The organism is Streptomyces sp. NPDC060366 (genome assembly GCF_042725135.1).
Lineage (GTDB): Bacteria > Actinomycetota > Actinomycetes > Streptomycetales > Streptomycetaceae > Streptomyces.
Map to the genome: position 1 here is coordinate 1 of NZ_JBHXDC010000035.1, position 15,954 is coordinate 15,954.

Consider the following 15,954-nt stretch of genomic DNA (forward strand, 5'->3'; position numbering starts at 1 on the left):
CCCGGATGAGCCAGGCAGAAGTCGTGCGCCCGGTTGACCGCGGCCCCGCCCGCCGCGCAGCCCAGCTGGGCGATGGGTATCTGCCGGGTGTCGGACCGGAACCCCATACGGTTGATGAGCCACGCCGTCAGCGACGGCATCAGGAACCCGGTGCACGAAACGTAGATCATCGCGTCGATGTCACGCGCCGCCACCCCCGCATTGCCCAGGGCCTCCTCGATCACCGGGGGCGTGCGCTTCTTCGACTCGGCCTCGTAGATACGGTTGCGCTCCGCCAGCCCCGGATGCCGCAGCGTCTCCTCGACCGGCTGCACGAGGTGACGGGTCCTGACCCCCGTATTCTTGATCAGGCGCAGAGCGAGGGGCAGCTGCGGCTTACCACTGTGGGCCCGGCGGGCGAACTCCAGAGTCTCCTCCATCGTGATGACGTATTCCGGCACACCCACCGCGGGCTTGCATAGCCTGGCCATATCGGAAATCCACCTTCTCTGGAATCAGCCACTACGTACCTGCACAGTCGTCCACACACCTCCGGTACTACTCGGGTAACCATCGAGAACCACTGGGCGACGCCGGTGGTGCGGCCGGGCGGGCCGGGTGTCTTCCCGGCGTACCGGCCGTGGGACCGGACTCGACCAGCCCTGTAGTGGCCTGGCCAATACTCGGCGCCGTACGGACGGTACGGACCCGCGGAGGAAGAATGTCTGAGGCCACTGAGTTGGCAGACCTCTACTCGGCCATTGAGGAATCAGCTCGGCTGCTCGATGTGCCGTACGCGCAGGACAAGGTGCGGTCGGTTCTGACCGCGTACGAGGAGGTGCTCGCGAACACGCCGATCGCTTTCCGTATGGGAACCGGCCAGCGCTATTCAAACGATGTCGACTGGCGCTTCCCGGTACCCACCGACGGCGTCGATCCCTACACCACCGCTCTGGCGCACGGTCTGCTCGAAAGTACGGACCACCCCATCGCCTCCCTCTTCCTGGAGGTCGCGGAGCGGTGCGAAACCACCTTCTACGGTGTTGACTTCGGAGCCGCCACCGGCCTCAAGAAGCTGTACCTGGCCTTCCCCGCGGACGACATGGAGCCTCTCTCCACACTGCTCGACCTGCCGTCCATGCCGCGCAGCGTGGCCGAGAACTACGACTTCTTCGTCCGGCACGGCATGGACGGCAAGCAGATGCCCATGTTCTCCATGGACTACCGGCACCGCACGGTGAATCTGTACTTCAACGCGCTCTCCCCCGAGACACTCGCACCGCAGAGCGTCCGGTCGATCTTCCGCGACCTGGAACTGCCCGAACCCAGCGAGCAGTTGCTCAAGCTGAGCGGGCGGGCCTTCGGCTTCTACGCCACCCTGGGCTGGGACTCCCCGAAGATCGAGCGGTCCGCCTTCTCCATCCTGGTCAAGGACCCGGCGGACCTTCCCGTGCCGATGGAACCGGAGATCGAGAAGTTCCTGGCCGGTATCCGGCGCCAGGCCGCCGACGACAAGTTTCTCTACTACGTCGCCATGTCCTCGACCGGCGAGGAGATCTACAAGTTCCAGTCGTACTACCAGTTCCGGCCCTGGCTGAACCCGATGCTGCAGTCCGATTCCGACGAGGGCCAGGGCAGCTGACCTCCCGTCCGCCCGCACCGAAGGGACAGCATGAGTATCACCCGACCCCGCCGTGGGACCGCTCTGCGCACGGACGACGTCGATGCCGCGCTCCGGCAGTTCCTGGCCGCCCGCCGGGCCGAGGCCGAATCGATCAGTGCGGCCTGCGGGGCCGCGGTCGCCGAGCTGGAGAGCTATGTGCTGCGCGGCGGCAAGCGCGTACGGCCGGCCTTCGCGTGGCTCGGCTGGACCGGCGCCGGGGGCGACGAGGCCGGTCCCGAGGCCGAGGCGGTCCTGCGCACCTGCGCCGCGCTGGAGATGTTCCACGCCTACGGGCTGATCCACGACGACGTCATCGACGCGTCCCTGACCCGCCGTGGCGCCCCCGCCGCGCACGTGATGTTCGCCGACCGGCACCGGGACCGCTGCTGGAGCGGCAACGCCGACCTGTTCGGCACCGGCGCCGCGATCCTGATCGGAGACCTGGCCCAGTGCTGGGCCGACGACATGATCCGTACCTCCGGGCTGCCGGCGCGGGCACAGCAGCGGGTGGCCCCGGTCTGGGCCGACCTGCGCACCGAGGTCCTGTTCGGCCAGCTGCTCGATCTGACCGCCGAGGCGGCGGGCGACGAGGACATCGACACGGCACTGCGCGTCAACCAGTACAAGACGGCCTCCTACACGGTGGAACGCCCGCTGCACATCGGCGCCGCGATAGCCGGCGCCGACGACGGACTCATCACCGCCTACCGGGCGTTCGGCGTCGACATCGGCATCGCGTTCCAGCTGCGCGACGACCTGCTGGGCGTGTTCGGCGCCCCCGAGGAGACCGGCAAGCCGTCCGGCGACGACCTGGTCCAGGGCAAGCGCACCGTACTGTTCACCTCCGCTCTCAAGTACGCCGACGAGCAGGACCCGGACGCGGCGAAATTCCTCAGAGCCAGGATCGGGACGCAGATCTCCGACGACGAGCTGAGCACGATGCGCGCCATCATCACCGGCGTCGGCGCGGTGGACCACGTCGAACGCGACATCACCGCCCGCACCGACCGGGCCCTGGCCGTGCTGCGGGCGAGCAGCGCCACCGACTCCGCGAAGGAGCAGCTGACCGCCATGGCGATCAGCGCGACACAGCGGACCTCGTAACACCCGCCCGCCCCCGCCCGAGCACCCGAGCGCCCGCCCGTTCGCGTCTGTTCGCGTCTGGTCGGACTCCCGCTGTGCGCAGGCCCGCTGGGCGGGGACGGGCACGCCCCCGGGGCGTGCCCGTCCCCGCCGGGCCCCTTTCCGCGCGGCCGCGGCTTTCCCCCTTTTTTTGGTTTCCGGTCCGGTTTCCCGGGCTGCCGGCCGGACGGCGGTCACGGGTGCGGCGGCGGCGCCGCGCTCCTCTCCCCCGGCACCGGACGGACACGATTTGATCACGCTGTGTCACGGGGTCGGGTGGTGAACTCACAAACCCGGCGGCTGGATCGTCCTATCTGTGCGGCCTCGCGTGAGTCCGATTCACCGGAGAAGGAGAAGAACATGGCAACACAGAGCGCGGCCCCCGCTGCCGGGGCGGGCTCGGAAGTGACTGCGGACCCCAAACGGTGGTGGATCCTCGCGGTCATCTGTTGCGCCTATCTCATGGTCGGCCTCGACCTGACCGTGATGAACCTCGCGCTTCCCGACGCCCAGCAGGACCTCGGCTTCACCGACGGCGACCGGCAGTGGATCGTGACCGCCTACGCCCTGCCGTACGGAAGCCTGCTGCTGTTCTGCGGGCGCCTGTCCGACATGATCGGCCGCAAGCGTGCCTTCCTCATCGGGCTGACCGGATTCGCCGTCGCCTCCGCCGTCGGCGGCGCCGCACCCAACTTCGAAACCCTGATCACCGCCCGCGCCGCGCAGGGAGCCTTCGCCGCGCTGCTCTCCCCCGCCTGCCTGGCCCTGATGGCCACCACCTTCACCGACCCCAAGGAACGCGGCAAAGCGTTCGGGGCCGTGGGCGGCGTCATCGCCGCCGGCGGCGGTCTGGGCCTGCTCCTGGGCGGCGCCCTCACCTCCGCCTTCGACTGGCGCTGGTGCATGTACGTCAACCTGGTCTTCGCCGCTGTCGCACTGGTCGGCGGCCTGGTCTGGCTCAGCCGCCAGAGCACCTCGCGCTCCCCGATGGACATCCCCGGTGTCCTGCTGGCCTGCAGCGGCATGTTCTGCATCGTCTACGGCTTCTCCAACGCCGAAGAGGGCTGGGGCCAGACGGCCACCTGGGGTCTGCTCACCCTCGGCGGCCTCCTCCTGTTCGCCTTCTCCCTCTGGCAGACCCGCGCCGCCCACCCCCTGCTGCCCCCGCGCGTCGTCATCGACCGCAACCGCGGCGGCGCCTACCTCACCGTCCTGTTCGTCGGAGCGGGGTTCTTCGGTCTCCTGCTCTTCCTCATCTACTACATGCAGACCGTCCTGGGGTACTCCCCCCTCACCTCCGGCACCGCCATGCTGCCCACGGTCCTGTCCACCCTCGTGACCACGATCGTCTGCGGTGCGAAGCTCTTCCCCCGGCTCGGCCCCCGCCCCATGATTCCCAGCGGCCTCCTCGTCACCGCGCTCGGCCTGGTCTGGCTCACCCGGATCGAGGTCGACTCCACCTACGCCGCCAGCCTCCTCGGCCCCCTCATGGCCATCGGCATCGGCATGGGCCTGGTCTACGCGGCCGCGCTCAACACCGGCACCTCCGGCGTCCGCCCCGAGGACTCCGGCATCGCCTCCGCGACCTTCAGCGCCGGACAGCAGATCGGCGGCGCCGTCGGCACCGCCCTGCTCAACACCCTCGCCGCCACCGCCGTCACCAGCTGGCTCACCGACAACACCGACGGCAGGCCCACCCCCCTCGAACTCCAGACCGCCGCCGTCCACAGCTACACCACCGTCTTCTGGTGGTCCGCCGCCATCCTCGCCGGCGGCGCCGTCCTCACCGCGTTCCTCCTGCGCAGCGGCCCCCTGCCCGCACCCGGGCAGTCCGCCGAGGACGCCGCACCCGGGCAGCCCGGCACCCAGGCACAGCCCGCCTGACCCGTCCAGCCCCCCGTACAAGGACGGCCCCGGTCTCCGGGGCCGTCCTTGTGCCGTCTCATACCGCCCCCGTCAGGGCCGGTCAGGGCCGGTCGGGGCCGCCCGGCGTCTCCGCCGGGACTCCAGCGCTGGTCAAGCCGGTCACGCCGATAATGTGACATGAGTAAATACAAGGACATCATCAATCAGTACCTCGACGGGGTTCACCGCGCCGACCACGAGCTGGTCCTGTCCCTGGTGACCGACGACGTCCTGCTGGAGAAGAAGGGCCAGCCCGCCTTCCGCGGCAAGGAGATACTCCGCGCCGCCATCGACAACAAGGACGGCATCGTCCACAAGGACGCCGGCGCACTGCGCCCGACCCACAACGTCGAGCGCATGATCGAGGAGGGTGACACCGTGGCCGTGAACGGCACCGTCGTCGTCCCCCTCCCCAACGGCGGGCAGCTGGAGCTCCTCTTCTCCGACTACTTCACCTTCAGCGGCGGCCTGATCAGCGCCGCCGAGAGCTACATGATCACCCCCGGCGCGCCCCAGAGCTGACGCCCGGCGCCACCGCGGCGATCCGCAGGGCCGCGTGTGTACGTGACCGGGGCGGGCCCCATCTGCGGCCCGACGTGCTGGATGCGGCCCGCCCCGCCCGCCCGAAGTCACCACCCCGCCACCGGGCCCAATACGCCCCGGGTCACGGAAGTTGACCCAGTACGCCGGCCGGCGGCCGGCCCGGCCGGGTGGCGAGCAGCGACGCCGCGGTGAGTCCCCCCGCGCGCGAGTTCGACGGCCGCCCGGCGTGCCCCCGGTGGCCGGACACCGCGTCAAGACGGCGGCCAGGACGGGCACTCGCACGGAGGCCGGGGCGGATCGGGCCGTGAGGGCCGGGCCGCGGCGCCTGTGCGGTATCGCCGAAAAGGCGCCCGGCGGCGGTGGGTTCGTCCGTTACGGCCCCGGGGCCGCGCGTCCACGCCCGCGTTAGCGCGGACAGCCGCCCGGTGTGCCGGCCGCGCCGCCGAACGACCCCGCCGCGCCGCCGCCTTGGGCCCGGACGTCGCGGCCGGTGCCCGCTCGCCCACGCCCGGCGGCTTTGCGCGGGCGGAGTGCCCGCGCGGACCGGTTCACGCGGGTTGATCCGGCGGCAGGGCGAGGACCGCCGCCGCGATGGCGTCGGAGTCCTCCAGGGTGACCGAGCCGACGCCGGGCCTGATGCCCGCGGCGGTCACCCAGTGGACCGACTCGGTCGGCACCCCGTAGGCGAAGCGGCGGGGATGCGGTACGCCCCGGGCGTCGATCAGGTGGTAGGGGCGCTCGGAGACGGCGAGGCCCCCGGTCTCGTGGCCCGCGGTGTCGGTGATGTCGTCGCCGGTGGCTTCCTGTCCGTGGGGTATGCGGTACGGGCGGCACTGCCCGGTGCGCAGCAGCTGGCCCATCAGCGGGTCCGCGGTGCGCCGCAGGTCGATAACGGGCAGGCGGGCCTCGATGAGGACCGTGGCCCGCACCCGTGCGCCGGTCTCGCCAGACGTACCGGTGAAACAGGGGCCGGCCGGGTCGTGCGCGTCGGCGTCCACGCGCAGTGCGGGGCCAATCACGTCGAGGACGCCGGCGTCCATGAGCGCGGCCATCTCCTCGATGCGGGACGCCGGGGGGCCGATGGACAGGTAGGTGTTGAGGGGTGTGTACCAGTGGTCGAGGTCGTCGCGGTGGGAGGCGGCGCTCAGGCCGGCGTGGTCGACGGCCAGGCGCAGTTCGTTGCGCAGGTCGCGCAGGACGTCGAGTGCGGCCTTGACCGGTCCGCCGACGTTGCCCTGGCGGGCCAGGCGGACGTCGTCGTCGAGGTGGCCGCGCAGCCAGCGGCGGAAGGCGGCCGGGCCGGTGACGTCGCGGGGGGTGTAGGGGCGGGCGACGCGCTGCCAGTCCCAGCGTTCGGCCGGGCCGATCCCGGCCTCGTCGAGGAGCCGGTCCTCGGCCCGGCCGGGCTGGGCGTGCAGATACCGTTCGGTGAACTCCTCGGTGACCGGGGCGGGTTCGCCGCGCGCGGTGAGCAGGCGCGCGTAGTAGACGCCGCACACCTCCTTGGAGACCAGTGGCCACAGGTCGGCGGCGAAGTCGATGGCCGTGCCGCGGGTGTCGCGGCGGGCGCGCAGCGCGGCGATGTGTCCGGTGGTCAGGAGCCGGGGGAAGTGGCGGCCGTGGGCGCCCTTCTCGTTCTCGCCGCGCGCCTGGTAGGGCACGCCGCGGCGGGAGCCGGCGTACAGGCGCGGTTCGCGGCCCGAGGGTTGGTAGACCAGCCGGCCGCCGGTCCGGGTGAAGACACCGCCCCGGCCCTGGGTGAACAGGGCCATGTAGTCGAAGAAGTTGAGGCCCAGTCCGCGCAGCAGCACGCTCTGTGCGGGCCCGATGCCCGACAGGTCGACATCGGCGGGGTTGGCGGGTGCCACGTATGTCAGTGCGTGCCGGGCGGCGAATCGGGCCAGTTGGCGTTCGGTGCCGGTGGGGCGGGCCGGCAGGTGGCCCTGGGCGAGGACGACGGCGGACAGTCCGGTCAGCCGGGTGCCGTCCTCCAGGGTGAGGGTCTGGGGGCCGCCGGGCCGGGGCGCGGCACCGGTGCCGGTTCCCGTGCCGGTGTCCGTGTCCGTGCCGGTGCCGGTGTGGGTGTCTTCCAGGGCGACGGCCCGCAGGGGGTGGACGCGCACCGTCAGGTGGGCGGCGGCGTTGGTCACGACCTGCTGGAACGCCCAGCGCAGGTAGGAGCCGTAGAGCGCGCGGGTGGGGTAGGAGTCGGGGCCCAGACGGCGTGCCTCGGTGAGGACCTGTTCGTCGTGGGTGGTCTCCCGGTCCGCCTCGAGCGTGCCCGATTCCAGGGCCTTGGCCCACTGGTAGAGGCTCGGCCCCTCCTCCACCGGGCCGTCGATGCGCACGCTGGCGTCGGTGTAGACGGTCACCTGGCAGGCGACGGTGTTCATCAGCAGATGGCGGGACTGCGCCGGGCGCCACACCCGGCCCGCGCCCGCCGGGTCGGGGTCGACGACGTGCACGGTGACGGTGTCCCAGCGGGGCGACTTCCGTTCCTGCGCGCAGAGCCGTTCCAGTACGGACAGGCCCCGGGGGCCCGCGCCGACGAGGCACACCTCCAGACGGGCCGGGTCCGGGGCGGGCGGGGCGGATGCGCGGGACTCCGGGGGTCCGGGGAGGGGTGACTCACCCGGGGGAAACTGAGCGGCCGCCGTCACAGGCGGTCCTGCGGGGAGTCCGGCGCCTGCTGCGCCTTCTTCTCCGTGCGTACGGTCCACAGTTCCTCCTTCCCGGCCACCGTCGGGGCCGGCGCTCAATCAGGGATCGGTTCCGGCTGGAAGCGGACTCGAGGAGCCGGGAGGGGCGATACGGGGTGCGGTGCCGGTGGCCGCCCGTGCGGCGCGCGGCGGCGGTCTCCACGAGCAGGCCCCGAACGCGGCTTTATCGGGACTCGAGTCGCCGGCCGGCTAATGGGACTGCTCGCGGGGCCGCGGGCCTCAACGGATCAGGCACGGAACGGAATGTGGAGATCCATCCGATGGACAGCGGTAGCCGGGGGCGGTCCGCCTCATGAAGGAGCTTCGATGACGTTTCCGGCCTGTCCCAGAGGTCACGCCCGTCAGAGCGGCGCCGCCGCCGGGCCCGTGCTCTGCGGTCCCTGTCTGGGGCGGGTGGAGGGCCAGTTGCGCGCGCTTCCCGCTCTTCACCAGGAGTGCCTGCACCAGGCTTCGCCGACGGTCAGGCGGACGAACCCGACCAAGGTGTCGTCGAGCCGCGGCCGGGGGGATCATCTCGACATCTCGGTCCTCGACACCCGTCATCACATCCGCGCCATTCTCCAGTCGTGGTCGGGGCTGGTCGTGGACAAGCTGGTGACCGCTCCCCCGCCGCGGACCGTGCCCGACCTGGCGCGGTTCCTCAGCCGGCATCTGCAGTGGCTCGCCGCCCAGCCCTCGGCTCCCGACTTCGCGGACGAGATCGACGCTCTGGTCGCCGAGTTGCGGCAGACCCTCGACCCCGAGCCGGGTGATCTCCGCGCGCTCATCAGACAGTGCGTGGTGGGCGGCTGCGCCGGGACGATCAGCGCCCTGCCCCGGGGTGGCGGGAGCGCGGGAGCGGGGCCCATCACCTGCTCCGCGGGGCATTCCTGGGAACTGGCCGACTGGCTCGGTCTCAGGAGACTCATGGAACGGCAGCGAGAGGACGCCGACCGATGACCAGGCCACCGAGCAACAGGCTCGTCCCCACCAAAGTGGCCGCGCTGGCCGTGGGGGTGTCCGAAGCGACCATCCGCAAGTGGGTGAGCCGCGGGAAGATCACCCGCTACGGCGCACCGCACCGCCATTCGCAGTTCGACATCGAGGAACTGACCGAAATCGCCCTGCGGCGCAGGATCTGACCGGTGGTGCGACGGTGCGCCACGCGGCCGGCCGTGCCGGAGCGGGCCGGGTCGTCCGTCCCGGCGGGCGCACCGCGGTATGCCGTTCGCCCGGGCGGTGCGGCGGCCGACACCTCCGTGCCCCGGCGGAGGGCGGCGTGCGCATCCGGGGACCCGCGCTGTCGTTGTGAACAACCGTGGACGGGGCGGTCCCCGTCATCACGCGATGTCTCCATGAGAGAACACAGAGGGAGCTGGGTGCGTTGACCTCACCGATCGCAGCCGAGGGGTTGTCAGAGAGCCGCCGGGCCCGTTCGGTCGGTATCGGCCGCGCGCACGCCAAGGCCATCCTGCTGGGCGAGCACGCGGTCGTCTACGGGGCGCCGGCGCTGGCTCTGCCGGTTCCGCAGCTCACGGTCACCGCGAGCGCCGGGTGGTCCTCCGGCACCTCCGGGGGCGGGGGCGGACTGTCCTTCACGATGACCGGTTCCGCGTCGCGTGAGCTGGTGACGCAGGCCTCCGACGGACTGCGGCGGCTGACGGAGGAGTTCACCGCGCGCACGGGTGCGGGGGGCGGGGCGTGCCTGGAGGTGATCCTGGACGGCGGGATCCCGCACGGCCGGGGGCTCGGATCCAGCGCGGCCGTCTCCCGTGCGGTCGTCCTCGCCCTCGCCGATCTGCTGGGCCGTGAACTGACCGAGGACATGGTGTTCGACCTGGTGCAGACGGCCGAGAACGTGGCGCACGGCCGGGCCAGCGGGGTGGACGCCATGACGGTCGGCGCGTCGCGGCCGCTGCTGTTCCAGGCGGGCCGGGCGGAGGAACCGGCCGTCGGCTGCGACGGGTTGTTCATCATCGCCGACAGCGGCGCCCCGGGCAGCACCAAGGAAGCGGTCGGGCTGCTGCGTGCGGGATTCGGGCGCAGCGCCGGTGCGAAGGACCGGTTCGTGGGGCGGGCGTCGGAGCTGGCCGAGGCGGGCAGGCGGGCCCTGGCCGACGGTGACGCCGGGGAGCTCGGCTCCCGGCTCACCGAGTACCACGAGCTGCTCCGCGAGGCCGGGCTCAGCACCGGGCGGATCGACACGCTGGTCGGGGCCGCGCTGAAGGCCGGCAGCCTCGGAGCCAAGATCACCGGTGGTGGTCTGGGCGGCTGCGTGATCGCACAGACCCGGCCCGAACAGGCCCGGGAAGTCACCCGGCAGCTGCACGAGGCCGGCGCCGTACAGACCTGGGTCGTACCGCTGAAGGGGCTCGGCAACCATGCGTACTGAACCATCAACCACCAGCACCACCACCGCCGTTGTTGCGGCCGGGCCGACCGGGCGGGCCACCGCGGGAGACGCCACCGCCGTCGCGCACCCGAACATCGCGCTGATCAAGTACTGGGGCAAGCGCGACCAGCGTCTCGTACTGCCCTGGACGTCCAGCCTGTCGATGACGCTGGACCTCTTCCCGACGACCACCCGGGTGCGGCTGGCTCCCGGGGCCGGGCACGACACGGCGGCGCTGAACGGCGTGCCCGCGACGGGCGAGACGCTGCGCCGTATCACCGGCTTCCTGGATCTGGTGCGGGAGACGGCCGGCAGCGGCAGGCGGGCGGTGGTGGACACGCGGAACACCGTGCCCACCGGGGCCGGTCTGGCGTCCTCCGCCAGCGGGTTCGCCGCCCTGGCCGTCGCCGCCGCCGCCGCGTACGGGCTGGATCTGGACGCGACCGCGCTGTCCCGGCTGGCACGGCGCGGATCCGGGTCCGCGTCGCGGTCGCTCTTCGGCGGCTTCGCCGTCTGGCACGCCGGCCCGGACACCGGCTCGGCCGCGGCGGCGGACCTCGGCTCGTACGCCGAGCCGGTCCCCGCCGGCATCGACCCGGCGCTGGTCGTCGCCGTCGTCAACGCCGGTCCCAAGGCGGTGTCCAGCCGGGAGGCCATGCGCCGCACGGTCGGCACGTCACCGCTGTTCCGGCCGTGGGCCGCCTCCAGCAAGGACGATCTGGCCGGCATGCGGGCGGCGCTGGAGCGCGGCGACATCGACGCGGTGGGCGAGATCGCGGAGCGCAACGCGCTCGGCATGCACGCGACGATGCTGGCGGCCCGGCCCGCGGTGCGCTACCTGTCGCCGGCCACGGTCACCGTGCTCGACCGTGTGCTCCAGCTGCGGCGCGAGGGTGTCGCGGCCTACTCCACGATGGACGCCGGGCCGAACGTGAAGGTGCTGTGCCGGCGGGCGGACGCGGAGCGGGTGGCCTCGGCCGTACGCGACGCCGTCCCCGACGACACGGTGCTGGTCGCCGGGCCGGGCCCCGGCGCCCGTCTGCTGGGCGAGGGCGAATGACGGCCTCGCGGCGCACGGTCGTACGGCGCGCGCCGGGCAAGCTGTTCGTCGCGGGCGAGTACGCGGTGGTGGAGCCCGGCAACCCGGCGATCCTGGTGGCGGTCGACCGGCATGTCACCGTCACCGGCACATGTCACGGAGCCGGGGCCGGGGCGGGGCTCGGGGCGGGTGGTGACGCGGCCGATGTCGTGATCTCCTCCGACCTCGGCCGGGGCCCGGTGGGGTGGCGCAGGCAGGACGGCCGGCTCGTCCTCCACGGCGCCGGCGACGGGCGGCAGGCGCGCGTCGCGCTGGCGCACGTCGTGTCGGCGATCGAGACCGTGGACCGGCTGCTGGCCGAACGCGGCCTGCCGGTCAGGCAGTTGGACGTGTCGGTGAGCAGCCGGCTGCACGAGGACGGCAGGAAGTTCGGTCTGGGTTCCAGCGGCGCGGTGACCGTGGCCACGGTCGCGGCCGTCGCGGCCTTCTGCGGACTGGAACTGTCCCGGGAGGAGCGGTTCCGGCTGGCCCTGCTCGCCACGGCGGAAATCGACCCCAAGGGATCAGGCGGTGATCTCGCCGCCAGCACCTGGGGCGGCTGGATCGAGTACCGGTCACCCGACCGGGCCCAGGTGCTCGACCTGGCCCGGCGCCTGGGGGTCGACAGGACACTGCGCGCACCCTGGCCGGGGCACGCGGTGCGCCGGCTGCCGCCGCCCGACGGTCTGTCACTGGAGGTCGGCTGGACGGGGAATCCCGCCTCCACCGCGTCCATGGTGTCCGCGCTGCACCGCCGCGCCTGGCGGGGCACCGCATCGCACCAGAAGTTCGTGGAGAGCACGACCGACGTCGTGCGCTGCGCGGCCGCCGCCCTGGACACGGGCGACGGTCCGGGCCTGCTGCACCAGATCCGCCGGGCCCGCCACGAGCTGGAGCGTCTGGACGACGAGGCCGGCCTCGGCATCTTCACCCCCGAACTGACCGCACTGTGCGACAGCGCCGAGGCCGCCGGAGGCGCGGGCAAGCCCTCCGGGGCGGGCGGCGGCGACTGCGGCATCGCGCTGCTGGACGCCGGGGCGGCGCGGGAGATCACACACCTACGGCAACGGTGGGAGAGGGCCGGGGTGCTGCCCCTGCCCGTCCGTCCCGCCCTGGAAGGGACCGAGGAATGAGCGCTCAGCGCAAGGACGACCACGTCCGGCTCGCCATCGAGCAGCACCACGGGCACAGCGGGCACAACCAGTTCGACGAGGTGTCGTTCGTCCACCACGCCCTGGCCGGCATCGACCGGCCGGAGGTGTCCCTGGCGACGTCCTTCGCCGGCATCAGCTGGCAGGTGCCGATCTACATCAACGCGATGACCGGCGGCAGCGCCAAGACCGGTGCCATCAACCGGGACCTGGCCACCGCCGCCCGCGAGAGCGGGGTGCCCATCGCGTCCGGGTCCATGAACGCCTACCTCAAGGACCCCTCGTGCGCCGGCACGTTCCGCGTCCTGCGCGAGGAGAACCCGGACGGGTTCGTCATGGCGAACATCAACGCGACGACGTCGGTCGACAACGCGCGGCGCGCCGTGGACCTGCTGGAGGCGAACGCCCTTCAGATCCACATCAACACGGCGCAGGAGACGCCGATGCCGGAGGGCGACCGGTCGTTCTCGTCCTGGGGCCCGCGGATCGGGAAGATCGCCGCGGCGATCGACATCCCGGTGATCGTCAAGGAGGTCGGCAACGGGCTCAGCCGCCAGACCCTCCTGGCGCTCCAGGACCTGGGGGTGCGGGCGGCGGACGTCAGCGGCCGCGGCGGCACGGACTTCGCCCGTATCGAGAACGGCCGCCGGGAACACGCCGACTACGCGTACCTGCGCGGCTGGGGGCAGTCCACCGCCGCCTGCCTCCTGGACGCGCAGGGCCTGGCGATCCCGGTGCTGGCCTCCGGCGGCGTGCGCCACCCGCTCGACGTGATGCGCGCGCTGGCGCTCGGCGCCCGCGCGGTCGGCTCGTCCGCGGGATTCCTGCGCACCCTCCTCGACGGCGGTGTCCCGGCACTGGTCGCGCAGCTCACGGCGTGGCTGGACCAACTGGCCGCGCTGCAGACCATGCTCGGCGCGCGCACCCCCGCCGATCTCACCCGCTGCGATCTGCTGGTCCACGGCGAACTGCGTGACTTCTGCGCCGACCGGGGCATCGACCCGCGGCGGCTGGCCCAGCGCTCCAGCTCCGGCCCCGTCCCGGCCACCGGCCCCGGCCTCGTCCCGGCCACCGGCTCCGCCCCGGACCCGGAGCGGGGCCCGGGCTCCGCCGCCGTTGCCGGCTCCGTCCCGGCGAGAAGCTCCGCGCACTGAAAGGGAAAGCACACGATGACCGACGCACACGCCATAGCCGGGGTCCCGATGCGGTGGGTGGGACCCCTGCGTATCTCGGGGAACGTCACCACCACCGAGACGCAGGTCCCGCTGGCCACCTACGAGTCGCCGCTGTGGCCGTCCGTGGGCCGCGGGGCGAAGGTCTCCATGCTGGCCGAGCAGGGCATCGTCGCCACGCTGGTCGACGAGCGGATGACCCGCTCGGTGCTGGTGGAGGCCACCGACGCGCAGACCGCGCTCACGGCCGCACGGAACATCGAGGCGCGGGAGGGAGAACTGCGGGAACTGGTGCGCGGCTGCAGCAGGTTCGCCCGGCTGATCGGCATCCGGCACGAGATCAACGCCAACCTGCTGTTCCTGCGGTTCGAGTTCGCCACCGGCGACGCCTCCGGCCACAACATGGCGACACTCGCCTCCGACGTCCTGCTGAAACACCTGCTGGAGACCGTTCCCGGCATCTCCTACGGATCGATCTCGGGAAACTACTGCACGGACAAGAAAGCCACCGCGGTCAACGGCATCCTCGGACGCGGCAAGAACGTGGTCACCGAACTCCTCGTACCGCGCGAGGTGGTGGCCGGCGTCCTGCACACGACGGCCGGGAAGATCGCCGAGCTGAACATCCGCAAGAACCTCCTCGGCACCCTCCTCGCCGGCGGTATCCGCTCGGCCAACGCCCACTTCGCGAACATGCTGCTCGGGTTCTACCTGGCCACCGGCCAGGACGCGGCCAACATCATCGAGGGCTCGCAGGGCGTCACCATGGCCGAGGACCGCGACGGCGACCTCTACTTCGCCTGCACCCTGCCCAACCTGATCGTGGGCACCGTCGGCAACGGCAAGGGCCTGGGCTTCGTGGAGACGAACCTGACCCGCCTCGGCTGCCGGGAGGACCGCGAACCCGGGGACAACGCGCGCCGGCTGGCGGTCATCGCGGCGGCCACGGTGCTGTGCGGCGAACTCTCACTGCTCGCGGCACAGACCAACCCCGGTGAACTCATGCGCGCGCACATCCAGCTGGAACGCGACAACACGACCGCAAAGGTGGGTGCATAGGCATGCCCCTGTCCATCGGAATCCACGACCTGTCCCTGGCGACGACCGAGTTCGTCCTGCCGCACGCGGCACTCGCCGCGCACAACGGCACCGACATCGGGAAGTACCACATCGGCATCGGCCAGGAGTCGATGAGCGTACCGGCCGCCGACGAGGACATCGTGACCATGGCCGCCGCCGCGGCCGCACCGCTCGTCGCACGCCACGGCACGAGCCGCATACGCACCGTCGTGTTCGCGACGGAGTCGTCGATCGACCAGGCCAAATCGGCCGGTGTGTACGTGCATTCGCTGCTCGGTCTCCAGCCGGCCTGCCGGGTCGTGGAGCTGAAGCAGGCGTGCTACGGGGCGACGGCGGCCCTGCAGTTCGCCATCGGCCTGGTCCGGCGCGACCCCGCCCAGCAGGTCCTCGTGATCGCCAGCGACGTCTCCAAGTACGAACTGGACAGCCCCGGCGAGGCCACACAGGGCGCCGCCGCGGTGGCCATGCTGGTCGGCGCCGATCCCGCCCTGGTGCGCATCGAGGACCCCTCGGGCCTGTACACCGCCGACGTCATGGACTTCTGGCGGCCCAACTACCGCGAGACCGCGCTGGTCGACGGGCAGGAATCCATCAACGCCTACCTCCAGGCCCTCGAAGGCGCCTGGAAGGACTACGCGCAGCAGGACGGCCGCCCGCTGGAGGAGTTCGCCGCGTTCATCTACCACCAGCCGTTCACGAAGATGGCCCACAAGGCCCACCGGCACCTGCTGAACTTCTGCGGACACGCCGCCGGCCAGGACGCCGTCGCACAGGCACTGGGCCCGACCACCGCGTACAACAACGTCATCGGCAACAGCTACACCGCGTCGGTGTACCTCGGCCTGGCCGCGCTGCTCGACCAGGGCGAGGACCTGACCGGGCGGGCCGTGGGCTTCCTGAGCTACGGGTCCGGCAGTGTGGCCGAGTTCTTCGCCGGGACCGTCGTCGCCGGGTACCGCGAGCGCCTGCGGACCGGGGCGAACCGGGAGGCGATTCGCCGGCGCGAACCCCTGGACTACGCCGGCTACCGCGCACTGCACGAGCGGTCCCTCCCGTCCGACGGCGGCGACCACCGGACCCCGGCGCAGACCACCGGGCCCTTCCGGCTGGCCGGGATCAGCGGCCACAAACGCCTCTACGAGACGCGCTGACGATGCCTCACCCCGGACC

13 protein-coding genes and 1 pseudogene are annotated in these 15,954 nt (G+C 72.2%); 12 read left to right on the forward strand and 2 right to left on the reverse strand.

What is annotated here, in order from left to right; genetic code table 11:
• Positions 1–470, reverse strand: a pseudogene (locus ACFWHU_RS37800) (type III polyketide synthase); the annotation flags it as partial.
• 230 nt (positions 471–700) lie between these two features.
• On the opposite strand from ACFWHU_RS37800, the gene ACFWHU_RS37805 reads away from it, so the two are divergent.
• From ACFWHU_RS37805 to ACFWHU_RS37820, 4 genes are all read left to right on the forward strand, one after another.
• On the forward strand, positions 701–1,621 hold the full coding sequence (locus tag ACFWHU_RS37805; protein ID WP_385801112.1) for an aromatic prenyltransferase: 921 nt from the start codon (positions 701–703) through the stop codon (positions 1,619–1,621).
• 30 nt (positions 1,622–1,651) lie between these two features.
• Positions 1,652–2,746 (forward strand): polyprenyl synthetase family protein, encoded by a 1,095-nt coding sequence (locus tag ACFWHU_RS37810; protein ID WP_387230828.1) that lies wholly within the window; start codon positions 1,652–1,654, stop codon positions 2,744–2,746.
• Positions 2,747–3,124: 378 nt separating this feature from the next.
• A complete protein-coding gene (locus tag ACFWHU_RS37815; RefSeq protein ID WP_387230830.1) occupies positions 3,125–4,648 on the forward strand; it encodes an MFS transporter in 1,524 nt (507 codons plus the stop codon).
• A 159-nt stretch (positions 4,649–4,807) separates the two neighbouring features.
• Positions 4,808–5,191 (forward strand): nuclear transport factor 2 family protein, encoded by a 384-nt coding sequence (locus ACFWHU_RS37820; protein ID WP_385801105.1) that lies wholly within the window; start codon positions 4,808–4,810, stop codon positions 5,189–5,191.
• A 569-nt stretch (positions 5,192–5,760) separates the two neighbouring features.
• Here the strand turns inward: ACFWHU_RS37820 and ACFWHU_RS37825 are convergent.
• Positions 5,761–7,770, reverse strand: a complete 2,010-nt coding sequence (locus tag ACFWHU_RS37825; RefSeq protein WP_387230858.1) for an FAD/NAD(P)-binding protein — start codon at positions 7,768–7,770, stop codon at positions 5,761–5,763.
• A 468-nt stretch (positions 7,771–8,238) separates the two neighbouring features.
• Between ACFWHU_RS37825 and ACFWHU_RS37830 the strand changes: the two genes are divergently transcribed.
• The 8 genes from ACFWHU_RS37830 to ACFWHU_RS37865 all read left to right on the forward strand — a co-directional run bounded on the left by ACFWHU_RS37830 (position 8,239) and on the right by ACFWHU_RS37865 (position 15,935).
• Positions 8,239–8,871 (forward strand): hypothetical protein, encoded by a 633-nt coding sequence (locus tag ACFWHU_RS37830; RefSeq protein WP_385801104.1) that lies wholly within the window; start codon positions 8,239–8,241, stop codon positions 8,869–8,871.
• The gene (locus ACFWHU_RS37835) at positions 8,868–9,053 is read left to right on the forward strand and encodes a hypothetical protein (RefSeq protein ID WP_385801101.1); all 186 of its coding nucleotides are present in this window, start codon (positions 8,868–8,870) and stop codon (positions 9,051–9,053) included. Before ACFWHU_RS37830 ends, ACFWHU_RS37835 begins: the two co-directional genes overlap by 4 nt.
• A gap of 242 nt (positions 9,054–9,295) precedes the next feature.
• Positions 9,296–10,303, forward strand: a complete 1,008-nt coding sequence (mvk, locus tag ACFWHU_RS37840) for a mevalonate kinase (protein WP_387230833.1) — start codon at positions 9,296–9,298, stop codon at positions 10,301–10,303.
• Positions 10,293–11,363 carry a diphosphomevalonate decarboxylase gene (gene mvaD / locus ACFWHU_RS37845; protein WP_387230835.1) on the forward strand — a complete coding sequence of 357 codons (1,071 nt, stop codon included), beginning with the start codon at positions 10,293–10,295 and terminating at the stop codon, positions 11,361–11,363. The genes mvk and mvaD overlap by 11 nt, the downstream gene beginning before the upstream one ends.
• Positions 11,360–12,514, forward strand: coding sequence for a phosphomevalonate kinase (locus tag ACFWHU_RS37850; protein WP_387230837.1), 1,155 nt, complete (start codon positions 11,360–11,362; stop codon positions 12,512–12,514). Before mvaD ends, ACFWHU_RS37850 begins: the two co-directional genes overlap by 4 nt.
• Positions 12,511–13,686: a type 2 isopentenyl-diphosphate Delta-isomerase gene (fni, locus tag ACFWHU_RS37855; protein WP_387230839.1), complete on the forward strand. Its 1,176-nt coding sequence runs from the start codon at positions 12,511–12,513 to the stop codon at positions 13,684–13,686. Before ACFWHU_RS37850 ends, fni begins: the two co-directional genes overlap by 4 nt.
• Before the next feature lie 15 nt (positions 13,687–13,701).
• Positions 13,702–14,763 carry a hydroxymethylglutaryl-CoA reductase gene (locus ACFWHU_RS37860; RefSeq protein ID WP_385801091.1) on the forward strand — a complete coding sequence of 354 codons (1,062 nt, stop codon included), beginning with the start codon at positions 13,702–13,704 and terminating at the stop codon, positions 14,761–14,763.
• A 2-nt stretch (positions 14,764–14,765) separates the two neighbouring features.
• The gene (locus ACFWHU_RS37865) at positions 14,766–15,935 is read left to right on the forward strand and encodes a hydroxymethylglutaryl-CoA synthase (RefSeq protein ID WP_385801088.1); all 1,170 of its coding nucleotides are present in this window, start codon (positions 14,766–14,768) and stop codon (positions 15,933–15,935) included.
• Positions 15,936–15,954: the final 19 nt, after the last annotated feature.